14 protein-coding genes and 2 tRNA genes are annotated in these 14254 nt (G+C 74.7%); 6 read left to right on the top strand and 10 right to left on the bottom strand.

Annotation, left to right across the window (positions count from 1 at the left end; translation table 11 throughout):
* The gene (locus ACI792_RS14275; protein WP_456603176.1) at positions 1 to 561 is read left to right on the top strand and encodes a DUF3515 domain-containing protein; all 561 of its coding nucleotides are present in this window, start codon (positions 1 to 3) and stop codon (positions 559 to 561) included.
* Positions 562 to 575: 14 nt separating this feature from the next.
* On the opposite strand, the gene ACI792_RS14270 is transcribed toward ACI792_RS14275, so the two are convergent.
* Together ACI792_RS14270 and ACI792_RS14265 are read right to left on the bottom strand one after the other, a co-directional pair.
* Positions 576 to 1175 carry a hypothetical protein gene (locus ACI792_RS14270; protein ID WP_456603175.1) on the bottom strand — a complete coding sequence of 200 codons (600 nt, stop codon included), beginning with the start codon at positions 1173 to 1175 and terminating at the stop codon, positions 576 to 578.
* Positions 1176 to 1246: 71 nt separating this feature from the next.
* Positions 1247 to 2383: a D-alanine--D-alanine ligase family protein gene (locus tag ACI792_RS14265; RefSeq protein ID WP_456603174.1), complete on the bottom strand. Its 1137-nt coding sequence runs from the start codon at positions 2381 to 2383 to the stop codon at positions 1247 to 1249.
* 98 nt (positions 2384 to 2481) lie between these two features.
* On the opposite strand from ACI792_RS14265, the gene ACI792_RS14260 reads away from it, so the two are divergent.
* Entirely contained in the window at positions 2482 to 3282 is an 801-nt protein-coding gene (locus ACI792_RS14260; protein ID WP_456603173.1) for a CDP-alcohol phosphatidyltransferase family protein, read from the top strand.
* On the opposite strand, the gene ACI792_RS14255 is transcribed toward ACI792_RS14260, so the two are convergent.
* Genes ACI792_RS14255 through ACI792_RS14245 form a run of 3 tightly spaced genes read right to left on the bottom strand, consistent with a single transcriptional unit; the run spans position 3253 to position 6205 of the window.
* Positions 3253 to 4395 (bottom strand): cystathionine gamma-lyase, encoded by a 1143-nt coding sequence (locus ACI792_RS14255; protein WP_456603172.1) that lies wholly within the window; start codon positions 4393 to 4395, stop codon positions 3253 to 3255. The two genes, ACI792_RS14260 and ACI792_RS14255, sit on opposite strands and share 30 nt — an antisense overlap.
* Positions 4392 to 5387: an NAD(P)H-dependent glycerol-3-phosphate dehydrogenase gene (locus tag ACI792_RS14250; RefSeq protein ID WP_456603171.1), complete on the bottom strand. Its 996-nt coding sequence runs from the start codon at positions 5385 to 5387 to the stop codon at positions 4392 to 4394. Before ACI792_RS14250 ends, ACI792_RS14255 begins: the two co-directional genes overlap by 4 nt.
* On the bottom strand, positions 5384 to 6205 hold the full coding sequence (locus ACI792_RS14245) for a lysophospholipid acyltransferase family protein (protein WP_456603170.1): 822 nt from the start codon (positions 6203 to 6205) through the stop codon (positions 5384 to 5386). The genes ACI792_RS14250 and ACI792_RS14245 overlap by 4 nt, the downstream gene beginning before the upstream one ends.
* 116 nt (positions 6206 to 6321) lie before the next feature.
* Here ACI792_RS14245 and cofC point away from each other — a divergent pair, with 116 nt between their 5' ends.
* The 3 genes from cofC to ACI792_RS14230 are packed head-to-tail and all read left to right on the top strand — an operon-like array spanning position 6322 to position 9959.
* Entirely contained in the window at positions 6322 to 6969 is a 648-nt protein-coding gene (gene cofC, locus ACI792_RS14240) for a 2-phospho-L-lactate guanylyltransferase (protein ID WP_456603169.1), read from the top strand.
* A gap of 4 nt (positions 6970 to 6973) precedes the next feature.
* Entirely contained in the window at positions 6974 to 9046 is a 2073-nt protein-coding gene (locus ACI792_RS14235; protein WP_456603168.1) for an RNA degradosome polyphosphate kinase, read from the top strand.
* Positions 9030 to 9959, top strand: a complete 930-nt coding sequence (locus ACI792_RS14230; protein ID WP_456603167.1) for an NUDIX hydrolase — start codon at positions 9030 to 9032, stop codon at positions 9957 to 9959. The genes ACI792_RS14235 and ACI792_RS14230 overlap by 17 nt, the downstream gene beginning before the upstream one ends.
* Here the strand turns inward: ACI792_RS14230 and leuD are convergent.
* A complete protein-coding gene (gene leuD / locus ACI792_RS14225; RefSeq protein ID WP_456603166.1) occupies positions 9956 to 10561 on the bottom strand; it encodes a 3-isopropylmalate dehydratase small subunit in 606 nt (201 codons plus the stop codon). The two genes, ACI792_RS14230 and leuD, sit on opposite strands and share 4 nt — an antisense overlap.
* A 4-nt stretch (positions 10562 to 10565) precedes the next feature.
* Positions 10566 to 11972 carry a 3-isopropylmalate dehydratase large subunit gene (leuC, locus tag ACI792_RS14220; protein ID WP_456603165.1) on the bottom strand — a complete coding sequence of 469 codons (1407 nt, stop codon included), beginning with the start codon at positions 11970 to 11972 and terminating at the stop codon, positions 10566 to 10568.
* A gap of 112 nt (positions 11973 to 12084) precedes the next feature.
* On the opposite strand from leuC, the gene ACI792_RS14215 reads away from it, so the two are divergent.
* Complete coding sequence (locus ACI792_RS14215) at positions 12085 to 12747, top strand: IclR family transcriptional regulator (RefSeq protein ID WP_456603164.1); 663 nt, start codon at positions 12085 to 12087, stop codon at positions 12745 to 12747.
* 111 nt (positions 12748 to 12858) lie between these two features.
* Here the strand turns inward: ACI792_RS14215 and ACI792_RS14210 are convergent.
* The 3 genes from ACI792_RS14210 to ACI792_RS14200 form a co-directional block, all read right to left on the bottom strand.
* Positions 12859 to 12931: transfer RNA gene (locus ACI792_RS14210), tRNA-Glu, on the bottom strand.
* Positions 12932 to 12972: 41 nt separating this feature from the next.
* Positions 12973 to 13044: transfer RNA gene (locus ACI792_RS14205), tRNA-Gln, on the bottom strand.
* A 78-nt stretch (positions 13045 to 13122) separates the two neighbouring features.
* Positions 13123 to 14016, bottom strand: a complete 894-nt coding sequence (locus ACI792_RS14200; protein ID WP_456579091.1) for a CPBP family intramembrane glutamic endopeptidase — start codon at positions 14014 to 14016, stop codon at positions 13123 to 13125.
* Positions 14017 to 14254: the final 238 nt, after the last annotated feature.

The following is a 14254-nucleotide window of genomic DNA, read 5'->3' as shown; positions in this document are numbered from 1 at the left end:
GTGGACCCGCTCCGCCGGGCCGCGATCCTGATCACGGCGGTCACCCTCCCGGTGGTGATCGCGCTCGTCGTGCTGGTCAACCTGCGCGGCGGCGAGATCCCGCCGGAGTCCGAAGGCCCGGCCGCCGTCGACGGGGTCACGCCGGTCCGCCCCGAGGACCTCCCGACGCTCGAACTCGACAGCCCGGAACTCGGCCCCGAGGCCGAGGAGTCCTGCACCGCGCTGATGAGCAACCTGCCGCTGGAGCTGGCCGGCGAGCCCTCGCGCCGGGTGCGCTCCGAACGCGCCAACGTCTACGCCTGGGGCGAGCCGCCCGTGGTGCTGACCTGCGGCGTCGAGCGGCCGGCCGGGTGGACCGTCGGGGCGTCCGCCATCCAGATCAACGGCGTGCAGTGGCACGTCGACACCAGCGACCCCGAGGCGACGGTGTGGACGGCGGTGGACCGCCCCGTCTACGTCGAGGTGCGGCTGCCCCCCGGCGTCGACAGCGCCCCCGTCACGGCGCTCACCGTGCCGCTGGCCGAGGCCCTCCCCTACCAGGAGCCCGTGCCCGGTCCCTGAGCGCCCGCGCCTGCTCACGCCGGCGGCAGCAGCGCCAGCTGCTCCTCGAGGACGGCGCCGACCTCCCGCACCGCCTCGGGGACCGACCCGGCCACGGACGTCACCGACACGCTGAACACGCCGTGCCAGCACCACGCGAACGCCGCCGGGTCGGTCAGCCCGGCGTCCGGCACGGGGGTCTCCACGGTCAGCAGGCGGCAGTTCGCCGGCAGCTCGGGCGGGTCCACGCTGAGGACGCCGCCGTAGAGGTCGGCGTCGTTGCGGGCCAGGGCCTCGGCGTAGGCGCCGGCGCCGGCCCGCTGCTCGAACTGGTCGACGAACAGGCCGGTCATGGGGCCGGACTCCCGCCCCCAGAAGCGCTCCCACCCGTACCGGTAGCCGTAGTCGGCGAGCACCGCCATCTCGCGCTCCGGGTCCGGCGCGTAGGCGGCGACGTCCTCGAGCCGCTTCTCCCCGGCCGGCGGCTCGAGCTCGTCGTCGGGGAGTCGCGGCAGCCCGGAGGGCACCTCCTCGACGAGGAGCTCCTCCAGCTCCGCCGGTGCGGAGGGTCGGTCGGAGGCCGGGGCGGCGGTGGCGACGCCGTCGACCGCGCGCCCGCAGGCAGCGAGGAGCACGGCGGCCAGGAGGAGGCCCGGGGCGATCCGGTGACCGGTGGCGCCTCCGCCACGGCCCGGCCGCCCGGCCCTCACCGGCCCGGCCGCGCGCCGCCGGCGAGCGCCCCGCTCACCAGGCGGTCCACCAGCTCGCCGAAGTCGACCCCGGTGGCGCCCCACATGCGGGCGAACATCGAGATCGGCGTGAACCCGGGCATGGTGTTGACCTCGTTGATCACCAGGCGGTCCGCGCCGTCGGGGCCGGTGCCGAGGAAGAAGTCGACGCGGGCCAGCCCGCGGCAGTCCAGCGCCAGGTAGGCGCGGCGCGCGGTGTCCTGGACGGCGGCGAGCTGCTCGGCGGTGAGGTCGGCCGGGATGTCGAACTCCGCGGCGTCGTCGAGGTACTTCGCGGCGAAGTCGTACCAGTCCACCCCCGGCCGCAGCCGGATCTCGGCGGGCAGGCTCGCCTCGGGCAGGCCCGAGCCGCGCGCGGCGAGCACGCCGCACTCGATCTCGCGGCCGGGGACGGCGGCCTCGACGATCACCTTCGGGTCCACCGCGGCGGCCGCCGCGACCGCCGCCGGGAACTGCGCCCAGTCGGTGACCTTGCTGATGCCGATGCTCGAGCCGGCGCGCGCGGGCTTCACGAAGACCGGCAGGCCGAGTCGCTCGCGCTGTGCCTCGGAGAGCAGGACGGGGTCCGCGCAGACCGCGCCGTGCTCGTCGCGCAGGACGACGTGGTCACCCTGGGGCAGGCCCGCCGCGGCGAGGAGCTTCTTGGTGAACTCCTTGTCCATGGAGGCGGCGCTGGCGAACACCCCCGAGCCCACGTACGGCAGCCCGGTCATCTCCAGCAGGCCCTGGACGGTGCCGTCCTCGCCGAAGGCCCCGTGCAGGACGGGGAAGACGACGTCGACCTCGGTGAGCGCCCGACCGACCGCGGCGCCGGGCTGGAGGACGGCCAGTCCGCGGGCCTCGGGGTCGCCGACGAGGGAGACCGCCGTCCCCCCGGTGACCTCGGGCAGCGCGCCGTCGGTGAGCGCCAGCCGCTGGCCGGGGTCGGGCAGCACCCAGCGCCCGTCCTTCGCGATGCCGACCGGGACCACCTCGTAGCGCTCCGGGTCCAGCGCGGCCATGACGCTGCCGGCGGAGATGCAGGAGATGGCGTGCTCCTCGCTCCGCCCGCCGAAGACGACGGCCACACGCACCCTGCCCTGCTGTCCGCTCATCGACGCGACCCTAACCGAGGCCCCGACGCCGCCCCCGCCGCGACGTCGGTGCACGCGTCGGTCCGCCGGGCCGGGCGTGGTGTGGCAGCCTCGTCGCCGTGCCCGACGACCCAGCTCACCAGACCGCACCCGGGGCCGCGCGCACCACCGACGAGCCCCGGCACTCCCCAGGACTGCGCCTGGCCGGCGCGGCGGTGCACCTGTACACCGCCAGCGGCTCGGTGCTCGGCCTGCTCATCGTCCTCGCGGCCTTCGACGGCGCCGTGGAGACGGCCCTGTGGCTCATCCTCGCGACGCTGTTCATCGACGGCACCGACGGGATGCTGGCCCGGAGGTTCCGGGTCAAGGAGACGATCCCCTGGTTCGACGGCGCCCGGATGGACGACATCGTCGACTACCTGACCTACGTCTTCGCGCCGATCGTGCTGCTCTGGACGACCGACCGGCTGCCCGGCGGCGCGCTCGGCTGGGTCTTGGCCGCGCTGCCGCTGCTCGCCTCCTGCTACCAGTTCTGCCGGGTGGACGCGAAGACCGAGGACCACTACTTCCTCGGCTTCCCGAGCTACTGGAACGTGGTGGCCTTCTACGCGATCGTCCTGGACGTCGGCCCGACCGGCGTCGGCATCGCGCTCGCCGTCCTGACCGTCCTGGTGTTCGTGCCGGTCAAGTACGTCTACCCGTCGCGCACCAAGCTGCTGCGGGGGGTGAACCTGGGGCTGGCGGCGGTCTGGCTGGTCGCCTTCGCCGTCCTGATCGTCCAGTACCCCGATCCCCACCCGCTGGTCGTCGCGGTGAGCATGGTCTACCTCGCCTACTACTTCGGCGTGAGCATCTGGCTCACGGTGGCCGGCACCCGCCGCCGGTCCGCGTCAGCCGAGGGCGTCGAGCGCGCGGGATAGGTCGGCGACCAGGTCCGCGGTGTCCTCGATGCCGCAGGAGAGCCGCACGAAGCCCTCCGGGACGGCGTCCCCGCCCCACTGGGCCCGCCGGTCGATGGTGCTGTGCACCCCGCCGAAGCTGGTCGCCGCCGCCCACAGCCGGCTGGCGCCCAGCAGCCGGGCGACGGCGGCCTCGTCGGGCAGCTCGGCGGAGACGACGCCATTGGGGCGCAGCATCTGCCGGGAGGCGAGGGCGAACGACGGGTCCTCCGGCCGCCACGGCCAGCGCAGACCGGTCACGGCCGGGTGCCCCGCGAGGAGCTCGGCGACCGCGGCCGCGTTCTCCGCCTGGCGGGCCAGCCGCAGGTCCAGGGTGCTCATCGAGCGGTGTCCGAGCCACGCCTCGAAGGGCCCCGGCGTGCTGCCGGTGCGGTCGCGGAAGCCCTTCACCGCCGCGTGCAGGGCGTCGTCGGCCACGGTCACGTGCCCGAGGAGGACGTCGCTGTGCCCGGTGAGCGCCTTGGTGTCGCTGCCGACGGTGAGGTCGGCACCGAGCGCCAGGGGGCGCTGGCCCAGCGGGGTGGCGGTGGTGTTGTCGACGGCGACCAGCGCACCGGCCGCGTGCGCGGCTGCCGCGACCGCGGCGATGTCGCAGACGTCGAGCTGCGGGTTGCTCGGCGTCTCCAGCAGGACCATGCGGGCCCCGGCCAGACCCCCTTCGGCGGCCACCCGCTCGATCTCCGGCGTCGGCACGTACCGCACCTCGACGCCGAACCGGGCCAGCTCCTCGGCGGCCAGCAGGCGGGTCGTGTAGTAGCCGTCCGACGGCAGGACGACGCGGTCACCGCTGCCGACGCAGGACAGCACCGCGGCGGTGAGCGCCGCCATCCCGGTGGCGAAGGAGAGGCAGCGGCCGCCGTCGAGCTCCCCGACGGCGTCCTCGAAGTGCCGGAGCGTCGGCTGCTCGGTCCGCGCGTACGCGTCGGCCCCGCCGGCGCGCGGCGGCCGGTCCCCGAGGTGGAAGGGTGCGGCGAAGACCGGCGAGGGCCGCAGCGGCGCGCCCGGGACCGCCGGGTCCTCCCCCGCCCGGACCGACCGCGTCCCGTCCCCGTGACCGCCCAGCTCGCTGCTCATTCGGGCTTCGCCTCCCGCGACATGATCTCCCGCACCATCTGCGCCGGCGCCTCGCCCTCGTGGCACACCCGGACGACGGCCTCGGTGATCGGGACGTCGATGCCGTGCGCGCGGGCGAGGTCGAGCACGGAGCGGCAGCTCTTCACGCCCTCGGCGGTCTGCCGGGTGCTCGCCTGCACCTCCTCGACGCTCATGCCCCGGCCGAGCTTCTCGCCGAAGGTGCGGTTGCGCGACAGCGGCGAGCTGCAGGTCGCCACCAGGTCGCCCAGCCCCGCCAGTCCCGCGAACGTGGTGAGCTCGGCGCCCAGTGCGAGCCCCAGCCGCGCCGTCTCGGCCAGCCCGCGGGTGATCAGCGAGGCGCGGGTGTTGTCGCCGAAGCCGAGCCCCTCGGCGATGCCGGCGGCCAGCGCGATGACGTTCTTGACCGCTCCGCCCAGCTCGCAGCCGACGACGTCCGGGTTCGTGTAGGGCCGGAAGTAGGGGGTGTGGCAGGCCGCCTGCAGGACCGCGGCCCGGTCCGGGTCCGAGCACGCGATGACCGTGGCCGCCGGCTGTTCCTCGGCGATCTCCCGGGCCAGGTTGGGGCCGGACAGCGCCGCGACCCTCCCCGCCCCGGAGCCGGTGATCTCGCAGATCACCTCGCTCATGCGCATGGTGCTGCCGAGCTCGATGCCCTTCATGAGCGACAGCAGCGTGGCGTCCGGCGGCAGCAGGCCGGACCAGGACGTGAGGTTGTCGCGCAGCGACTGCGAGGGCACCGCCAGCACGACGACCTCGGCGCCGTCGAGCGCCTCGGCCGGGTCGACGGTCGCCCGCAGCCGGTCGGGCAGGCGCACGCCCGGCAGGTAGTCGGGGTTCTCCCGGTGGTCGCAGATGGCCCGCACCAGCTCGGGCCGCCGCGCGTGCAGCCGGACCTCGCACCCGGCGTCGGTGAGCACCTTGGCGAACGTGGTGCCCCAGGAACCCGCACCGAGCACCGCCGCGCGCGTCACGCGGCGCTCCCCGCGGCGCCGCCGGGGCGCGAGCGCCCCGGACCGGGGTGGACGGCGGCCGGGGCCGGTTCCCCCCGGAGCTCGGCGAGCTGGTGGCGAACCCTCGTCATCATCAGGTCGGTCGTCTCCCGCAGCAGTGGGGCGTCCAGCGGCCGGCCGGCCCGGACCTCGGCGCGCAGGGCCGAGAGGTCGATCGGCTCGCCGACCAGGTAGTCGGCGGGCGTGCGCAGCCGCAGGTGCAGCTTCCTGGCGTGGTAGTCGTGCACCCGCTGCGGTCCCCACTGCGCCACCGGGACCACGACGGCGTCGGTGGTGAGCGCCAGGTGCGCCGCGCCCGTGCGCGCCTGCATGGGCCACCACGCGGGGTCCCGCGTCACCGACCCCTCGGGGTAGATCACCACGATGCTGCCGGCCTGCAGGTCGGCGCGCGCCGCGTCCAGCGAACCCCGGGCGGCCGACGAGTACCGGGCCACCGGGATCTGCCCCGCGGCCCGCAGGATCGTGCCCGCCGGCCCCTTGAAGACCGCCTCCTTGGCCAGGAAGTGCGGGATGCGCCCACGGTCGAACACCAGGCGGGCGCAGGCCAGCGGGTCGAGCACCGAGACGTGGTTGACCACGAGCAGGACCGGCCCGCGCACGGGGATGCGCTCGATGTGGTGGTAGCGCAGCCGGAACATCAGGGAGGAGACCGGGTAGATCACCAGGATGCACAGCCAGAGGTGGAACGAGATCCGCCCGCGGGTGCGCCACCGGCTCTCCGGCCGGCCACGCGCGTGCCCGGACGGGGTCGTGCCATGAGGGGACGCCTCTTCCGTCACCGACCCGCCTCCCTCTGGTGTGAGCCCGCCCATGATCGACCCGTCCCACCCGGCCCGGACCACCGGGTCCCGGTCCGGCGGGCCGCCGAGCGACCGCGTGCTGACATTGTGGGGCCGTGTCCACATGGTCGGTCGTCGTCCCGGCGAAGCGGCTCGCGGCGGCCAAGACCCGGCTGCGGCCGCTCACCGCCGGCCCCGGCGGTGACCACGGCGCCCTGGTCCTCGCCCTGCTCGCCGACACGGTCGCCGCGGCGCTGGCCTGCCCGCGGGTGGGCTCTGTCGTCGTCGTCACCGACGAGGCGGCTTCCGCGGAGCTGGTGCGCGACCTCGGCGCCGACGTCGTCCCCGACGAGCCCGACCGCGGCCTCAACCCCGCCCTCGAGCACGGGGCCCGGTGGGCCGGAAGCGCGCAGGTGGCCGCGCTCTCCTCCGACCTCCCGGCCTTGCGCCCCGGGGAGCTCGACGCCGCGCTGGCCGCCGCGGCGGCGGCACCCCGGTGCTTCGTGGCCGACGCCCAGGGGACGGGCACCACCCTGCTGACCGCCGCCGGGGCCCCGCTGCGCCCGCGGTTCGGCCGCGGCTCCGCGCACGCCCACGAGGCCGATGGCGCGGTCCGGCTGCCCGGCGCGTGGCCCGGCCTGCAGCGCGACGTGGACGTCCCCGCCGACCTCCGGGCCGCGCTGGAGCTCGGCGCCGGCCCGCGCACGAGCGGGCTCGTGCGGGCCTCACCGGTGCTCGCGAGCCGGGTGGGTACGGCACGATGAGGACGTGGCCCCAGAGAGCGCTCCCCGGACCGATGCCCTGCCCGCCGACCGCTACCTGAACCGGGAACTGTCCTGGCTCGACTTCAACGCGCGCGTGCTGGAGCTCGCCGAGGACGAGTCCCTGCCGCTGCTGGAGCGGGTCAAGTTCCTCGCCATCTTCGCCACCAACCTCGACGAGTTCTACATGGTCCGCATCGCCGGCCTGAAGCGCCGGCAGAACACCGGTCTCACCGTGCGCTCCCCCGACGGGCTGACCATCCGGGAGCAGCTCGAACTGGTCACCGGTCGCACCCAGGAACTGGTGCAGCGCCACTCCGACGTCTTCAACAAGGACGTGCTGCCGCGGCTGGAGGAGGCGGGCATCCGGCTCGTGCACTGGGAGGACCTCGCCGACCAGGACACCCGCCGGCTGCGCGACTACTTCCGCGACCAGGTGTTCCCCGTGCTCACCCCGCTCGCGGTCGACCCGGCGCACCCCTTCCCCTACATCAGCGGGCTCTCGCTGAACCTGGCGGTGTCGGTGCGCGATCCCGACACCGGCGCCCCGCGGTTCGCCCGGCTGAAGGTGCCCAACAACGTGCCGCGGTTCGTGCCGGTCGAGTCGGCGGACTCCACGGCCACCTTCCTGCCGCTCGAGGACCTCATCGCCGCCCACCTCGCCCAGCTGTTCCCGGGACTGGAGGTGATCGACCACCACTTCTTCCGGGTCACGCGCAACGCCGACCTCGAGGTGGAGGAGGACCGCGACGAGGACCTGCTGCAGGCCCTGGAGCGCGAGCTGGCCCGGCGCCGCTTCGGCCCCGCCGTCCGCCTCGAGGTGGCCGAGCCGATGGATCCGCGGATCCTCGAGGTGCTCATCTCGGAGCTGGAGGTCTCCCCCGACGACGTCGTCCACGTGCCGGGGCTGCTGGACCTCGCCTCGCTCATGGCGCTCTACGACCTGGACCGCCCGGAGCTCAAGGACGACCCGTTCGTCCCCGCCACGCACCCGCGGCTCTCCGAGGGCGAGACGCCCAAGAGCGTCTTCGCCACCCTCCGCGAGGGCGACGTGCTGGTGCACCACCCCTACCACTCGTTCGCCACGAGCGTGCAGCGCTTCATCGAGCAGGCCGCGGCCGACCCGAACGTGCTCGCCATCAAGCAGACGCTGTACCGCACCTCCGGTGACTCGCCCATCGTGACCGCGCTCATCGAGGCGGCCGAGGCGGGCAAGCAGGTCGTCGTCCTCGTGGAGATCAAGGCCCGCTTCGACGAGGAGGCCAACATCAGCTGGGCCCGCTCGCTGGAGCGCGCCGGCTGCCACGTGGTCTACGGGCTGGTGGGGCTCAAGACCCACTGCAAGACGGCGCTGGTCGTCCGCCGCGAGCAGGGCGTCATCCGGCGCTACTGCCACATCGGCACGGGCAACTACAACCCGAAGACCGCCCGCATCTACGAGGACCTGGGCATCCTGACCGCCGACCCGCGGGTGGGCGCGGACCTCACCGACCTGTTCAACGTGCTCACCGGGTATTCGCGGCAGACCAACTACCGCACGCTCATGGTGGCACCGCACGGCATCCGCAACGGCCTGATCGAGAAGATCCGCCGCGAGGCCCGGCACGCCGCCGAGGGCGGCCCCTCGGGCATCCGCATGAAGGCGAACTCGATCGTCGACGAGCGGATCATCGACGCGCTCTACGAGGCCTCGCGCGCCGGCGTCCCGGTCGAGCTCTTCGTCCGCGGCATCTGCGCGCTGCGGCCCGGGGTGCCCGGCCTCTCGGAGACCATCCGGGTGCGCTCGATCGTCGGCCGCTTCCTGGAGCACTCCCGCGTCATGTCGTTCCACAACGGCGGGGACCCCGAGTGGTGGATCGGCAGCTCCGACCTCATGCACCGCAACCTCGACCGCCGCGTGGAGGTGCTGCTGCGGGTCTGCGACGAGGCGGCCCGGGCGCAGCTCCAGGAGGCCCTGGAGCCGGCGATGGGGCCCGGGGTGCGCTGCTGGGAGCTGCGCAGCGACGGCAGCTGGGAGCGGCTCGAGGGCCGGGACCACCAGGCGGTGCTGATGCGGCGGGTCCATGAGCTCGCCGGCTGAGCCCCGCACCGTCGTCGCCGCGGGCGGGGTGCTCTGGCGACCGGCCGCGGACGGCGGGATCGAGGTCGCCGTGGTGCACCGCCCGCGCTACGACGACTGGTCGCTGCCCAAGGGCAAGCTCGACGCCGGCGAGCACCCCCTGCAGGCGGCCTGCCGGGAGGTGGTCGAGGAGACCGGGCTCGCCGTGGTGGCCGGGCGCCGCGCCCCGACCACCCGCTACGCCGTCGACGGCGCCCCCAAGCGCGTCGACTACTGGCTGATGCGCTGCGCCGGTGGCGAGTTCACGGCCAACGACGAGGTCGACGAGCTGCGCTGGCTCTCCCCCGACGCCGCCGCCGCGCAGGTCACCCACGAGCACGACCGGCTGGTGGTCGCCGACGCCGCCCGCACCGACGTCCCACGCGAGGTGGGCGTGCTGCTGGTGCGCCACGGCCGCGCGGGGAGCAGGCAGGACTTCGACGGCCCCGACGACCTGCGGCCGCTGGACGCCAAGGGGGAACGCCAGGCGCGGCGGCTGGCCGAGGCGCTACCGCTGTTCTCCCCCCGCGCGGTGGCCGCGGCACCGCCGCTGCGCTGCCGCGCGACGGTGGCACCCCTGGCCGAGCAGGTGGGGCTCCGGGTGCACGACCGGCCCGAGTTCGGGGAGGAGTGCTTCGCGGAGGACCCGCAGGCCGCCCTCAGCGCGCTCGAGCGGCTGCTCTCGGACGCCCCCGAGGCCGGGGTGACGGTGCTGTGCAGCCAGGGCGGGGCCATCCCGTCGCTGCTGCAGGCGCTCGGGGTGCACGGGCACGGCGTCCCCGGCCTCGCGCCGCCGGCCGCCAAGGGCAGCGTGTGGGCCCTCGGCGGCCGGCCGGGCGCGCTGGTGGCCGACTACTACCGCGACCTCGAGCCCGACCCCGACGCGCCCCGTTAAGCCGGCAGCGCGGGCAGCGCCTTGGGCAACCAGGCGGGGCGCCGCACCTCGTAGGCCTCGACGTCGTCCAGGTGCCGCTCGGTGAGGCCGACGTCGTCGAGCCCTTCCAGCAGCCGCCAGCGGGTGTAGTCGTCGGCCTCGAACGGCACCGCGGTGTCGCCGTAGGTGATCTGCTTGGCCTGCAGGTCCACGGTCACCTGGGTGGTGGGGTCGGCCTCGGCGGCCGCCCACAGCGCCTCCACCTGCTCCTGCGGCAGCACGACGGTGAGCAGGCCGGCCTTGGTCGAGTTGTTCTTGAAGATGTCGGCGAAGCGCGAGCTCATCACCACGCGGAAACCGCCGTCCAGCAGCGCCCAGACGGCGTGCTCGCGGGAGGAGCCGGTGCCGAAGTCGGGGCCGGCGACGAGGATCGAGGCGTCGGCGTACTCGGGCTTGTTGAGCACGAAGTCCGGCTCGTTGGTGCGCCAGGCGACGAAGAGCCCGTCCTCGAACCCGGTGCGGGTGATCCGCTTGAGGTACTCCGCCGGGATGATCTGGTCGGTGTCGACGGCACTGCGGCGCAGCGGTGCGACGGTGCCGGTGTGGGTGGTGAAGGCGTCCACGGGGTCAGGCTCCGATCAGGTCGGCGGGGGCGGTGAGGCGGCCGGTGAGCGCGGTGGCGGCGGCCACGGACGGCGAGACCAGGTGGGTGCGCCCTCCCTTGCCCTGCCGGCCCTGGAAGTTGCGGTTGCTCGTCGAGGCGGAGCGCTCACCCGGCTTGAGCTGGTCGGGGTTCATGCCCAGGCACATCGAGCAGCCGGCGCCGCGCCACTCCGCCCCCGCGTCGACGAAGACCCGGTCGAGCCCCTCGGCCTCGGCCTGGTTCTTCACGCCGACCGAGCCGGGGACGACGAGCATCCGCGTGTTCGGGTCGATCTTCTTGCCGCGCAGCATCTCGGCGGCGACGCGGAGGTCCTCGATCCGGCCGTTGGTGCAGGAGCCGAGGAAGACGGTGTCGACCTCGATCTCGGTGAGCGGGGTGCCCGGGGTCAGCCCCATGTAGGCCAGCGCCTGCTCGGCGGCCCGCCGCTCCCCCTCGTCGGCCATCTCCGCCGGGTCGGGGACGCGCTCGCTGATCGGCAGCCCCTGGCCGGGGTTGGTGCCCCAGGTGACGAACGGCGTCAGCGTCGAGGCGTCCAGGACGACCTCGCTGTCGAACACCGCGCCCTCGTCGGTGCGCAGCGTCGACCAGTACTCCACCGCGGCGTCCCAGTCCGCGCCCTGGGGCGCGTGCGGCCGCCCCTGCAGGAAGTCGAGGGTGGTCCGGTCGGGGGCGATCAGCCCGGCGCGGGCGCCGGCCTCGATCGACATGTTGCAGATCGTCATGCGGGCCTCCATCGACAGCGCCTCGATGGCGCTGCCGCGGTACTCGATGACGTGGCCGGCGGCGCCGTTGGTGCCGATCTGCGCGATGACGGCCAGGATGACGTCCTTCGCCGAGACGCCGGGTGCCAGCTCGCCGTCCACGGTGACCGCCATCTGCTTCGGGCGGTACTGCGGCAGCGTCTGGGTGGCCAGCACGTGCTCGACCTCGCTGGTGCCGATGCCGAAGGCCAGCGCACCGAACGCGCCGTGCGTGGAGGTGTGGCTGTCGCCGCAGACGATGGTCATGCCGGGCTGGGTCAGCCCCAGCTGCGGGCCGATGACGTGCACGATCCCCTGGTCGCGGTCGCCCATGGGCGCCAGCCGGATGCCGAACTCGGCAGCGTTGCGGCGCAGCGCGTCGACCTGCGCCCGGCTGACCGGGTCGGCGATGGGCTTCAGGATGTCCAGGGTCGGGACGTTGTGGTCCTCGGTCGCCATCGTCAGGTCGGGCCGCCGCACCGTGCGCCCGGCCGCCCGGAGACCGTCGAAGGCCTGCGGGCTGGTCACCTCGTGCACGAGGTGGAGGTCGATGTAGAGCAGGTCGGGCTCCCCCGACGTGCTGCGCACGACATGGGCGTCGTAGACCTTCTCGGCCAGGGTCTTCGGCACGGGCGCGTCCCCTTCGGGTGACTGGTCGATCCCGAGTTGACTGTCTCACTCTGCGGGATGCGAGTATTGCTGTGTGGGACAGCCTAACCCGGTCGCGGTTCTGGACAAAGCGGTGTCGATCCTGCACGCCGTGGCGCACGAGCCGGCCACCCTCGCGGAGCTGGTCGCGCGCACCGGTCTACCCCGGGCGACCGCCCACCGGCTGGCCGTCGCGCTGGAGGGGCACCGCCTCGTCCGGCGCACCGAGAGCGGCAGCTGGGCGCCCGGCCCGGCGCTGGCCGAACTCGGGCGCGGGACGGCCGACATCGGCGAGATCGCCTCCCGCCACCTGGTCACCCTGCGGGACGTCACCGGCGAGAGCGCCCAGTTCTACGTGCGCGACGGCGCGACCCGCGTGTGCGTCGCCGCGGCGGAGCGCACCAGCGGCCTGCGGGACACCGTCCCGGTCGGTGCGCGCCTGCCCATGACGGCGGGGTCGGCCGCCCACGCGCTGCTGGCCTTCATGCCCGCCGACGAGGTGACCCGGCTGCTGCCCTCGGCCAGCTTCACCGCGCGCACGCTGCTCGACGTCCGCCGCCGCGGCTGGGCCCACAGCGTGGCCGAGCGGGAGGCCGGCGTCGCCTCCCTGTCCGCGCCCGTCCGCGACGGCGGCGGGTCGGTGCTCGGCGCCGTCTCCATCTCCGGCCCGGTGGAGCGGCTGGGCCGCCGGCCCAGCCCGGAGGTCGTCGGCGCGGTGCTGGACGCCGCGGCGGCGATCTCCCGCTCCGCACGCTGACGCCTCGGTCGTACCGCGTTCGAGCACGTGTCGGCGCGCCCACCAGCCCCTCGAGGCCGCCCCTGGAACGGCGAGAGCCCCCGACCGGGTGGTCGGGGGCTCTCGGTCGCGTAGCCCCGAAGGGATTCGAACCCTCGCTACCGCCGTGAGAGGGCGGCGTCCTGGGCCGCTAGACGACGGGGCCGTGCTGTGGTGCGGTACTGCAAGAGGAACCAGGCTTCCTCGCTGGGGTACCAGGACTCGAACCTAGACTAACGGAACCAGAAACCGTCGGGCTGCCAATTACCCCATACCCCATGGGTAGCACCTCGCGGCGCCGGGAAGAACTGTACCCGACGCCGCGGAGGCGGGTCGCACCACCCCCCGGTCGGCGGATCAGCGGGCCGGGACGGAGACCGCGGGCGGGTGCCGCAGGTCCAGGGCGGGCGTGCGCAGCTCGGGCTGCGCCCGCCGCCGCCAGCGGGCGACGAGCAGGACGAAACCGCCGAAGCCGGCGACGGTCAGGGCGAGCGACACCGGGACGAGCCCCGCCGGCACCACGTCCGTGGTCACCGCGTCCCCCAGCAGGGCGACCAGCACGAACAGCACCACGTTGTTGACCGCGTGCATCACCACGGCCGCCTCGATGCCGCCGGTCAACCACACCACGGCCGAGGCGGCGAGGGCGAAGGCGAAGCGGTCGAGGAAGGTGGCGAGGTCCGGCGGCAGGTGGGCGAGGGAGAAGAGCGCGCCGGTCACCACCGCGGCGACCACCGCGCCCGTGCGGGGGGCGCTGATCCAGCCGGCGACCGCCTGGCTGAGGTAGCCGCGGAAGAGGTACTCCTCCGCCGCCGACTGCAGCGGTGTGGTGAACAGGACCACCACCAGCAGCCAGCCCCACGACGGGACCGGCCCGGTCACCTCTGCGCCGCCCACGGTCACGCCCACGAGCACCGACAGCCCGATGACGACGCCGATCGAGGCCAGTGCCAGCACGGTCAGGCGGGGCAGCAGCCGCCACCGGAACCGGGCCAGCACCGACGACGACCAGCCCGTGCCCATGCCGTGCGCCACGGCCCAGGCCAGCCACACCACCGGGATGCCCACGACCAGGGTCGCGTTGGTGACCAGCAGGGTGCCGGGGTCGGTGAGCTCGATGAGGGTCAGGTCGGGGCTGATCCCGGTCAGGATGCCGAGGACGCCGAGCAGCGCCCCGGCCACGAGGAAGACCACCCCGAGCAGGAGCAGCCCCAGCAACGGCCGCCACCAGGCCCAGTCGCGCGAGCGCATCGCCCGCAGGAACGACGTCGGCTCGTCGTGCGGCGGCGTGCCCGGCGGGAGGGCCCACCCGGCCGGTGGCGCCGGCGGGTGGGGGGCCCACGCACCCGCCGGGAACGGCGGGTGGGCCCCCGGCGGGAACGGTGCCGGGTGGTACGGACCCGGCGGGGGGGGCCCCGGGGGGCCCGGCGGCGGGCGGGACGGGCACCCCACCCGCTCCGCGGGCTCGCGGGGGGGGGGGCCGCGGCAG

The sequence above is a fragment of the Blastococcus sp. SYSU DS0669 genome, assembly GCF_054050895.1.
Note: the sequence above shows the minus strand (reverse complement) of the source record. Positions and strands in the feature narration are given on the sequence as shown.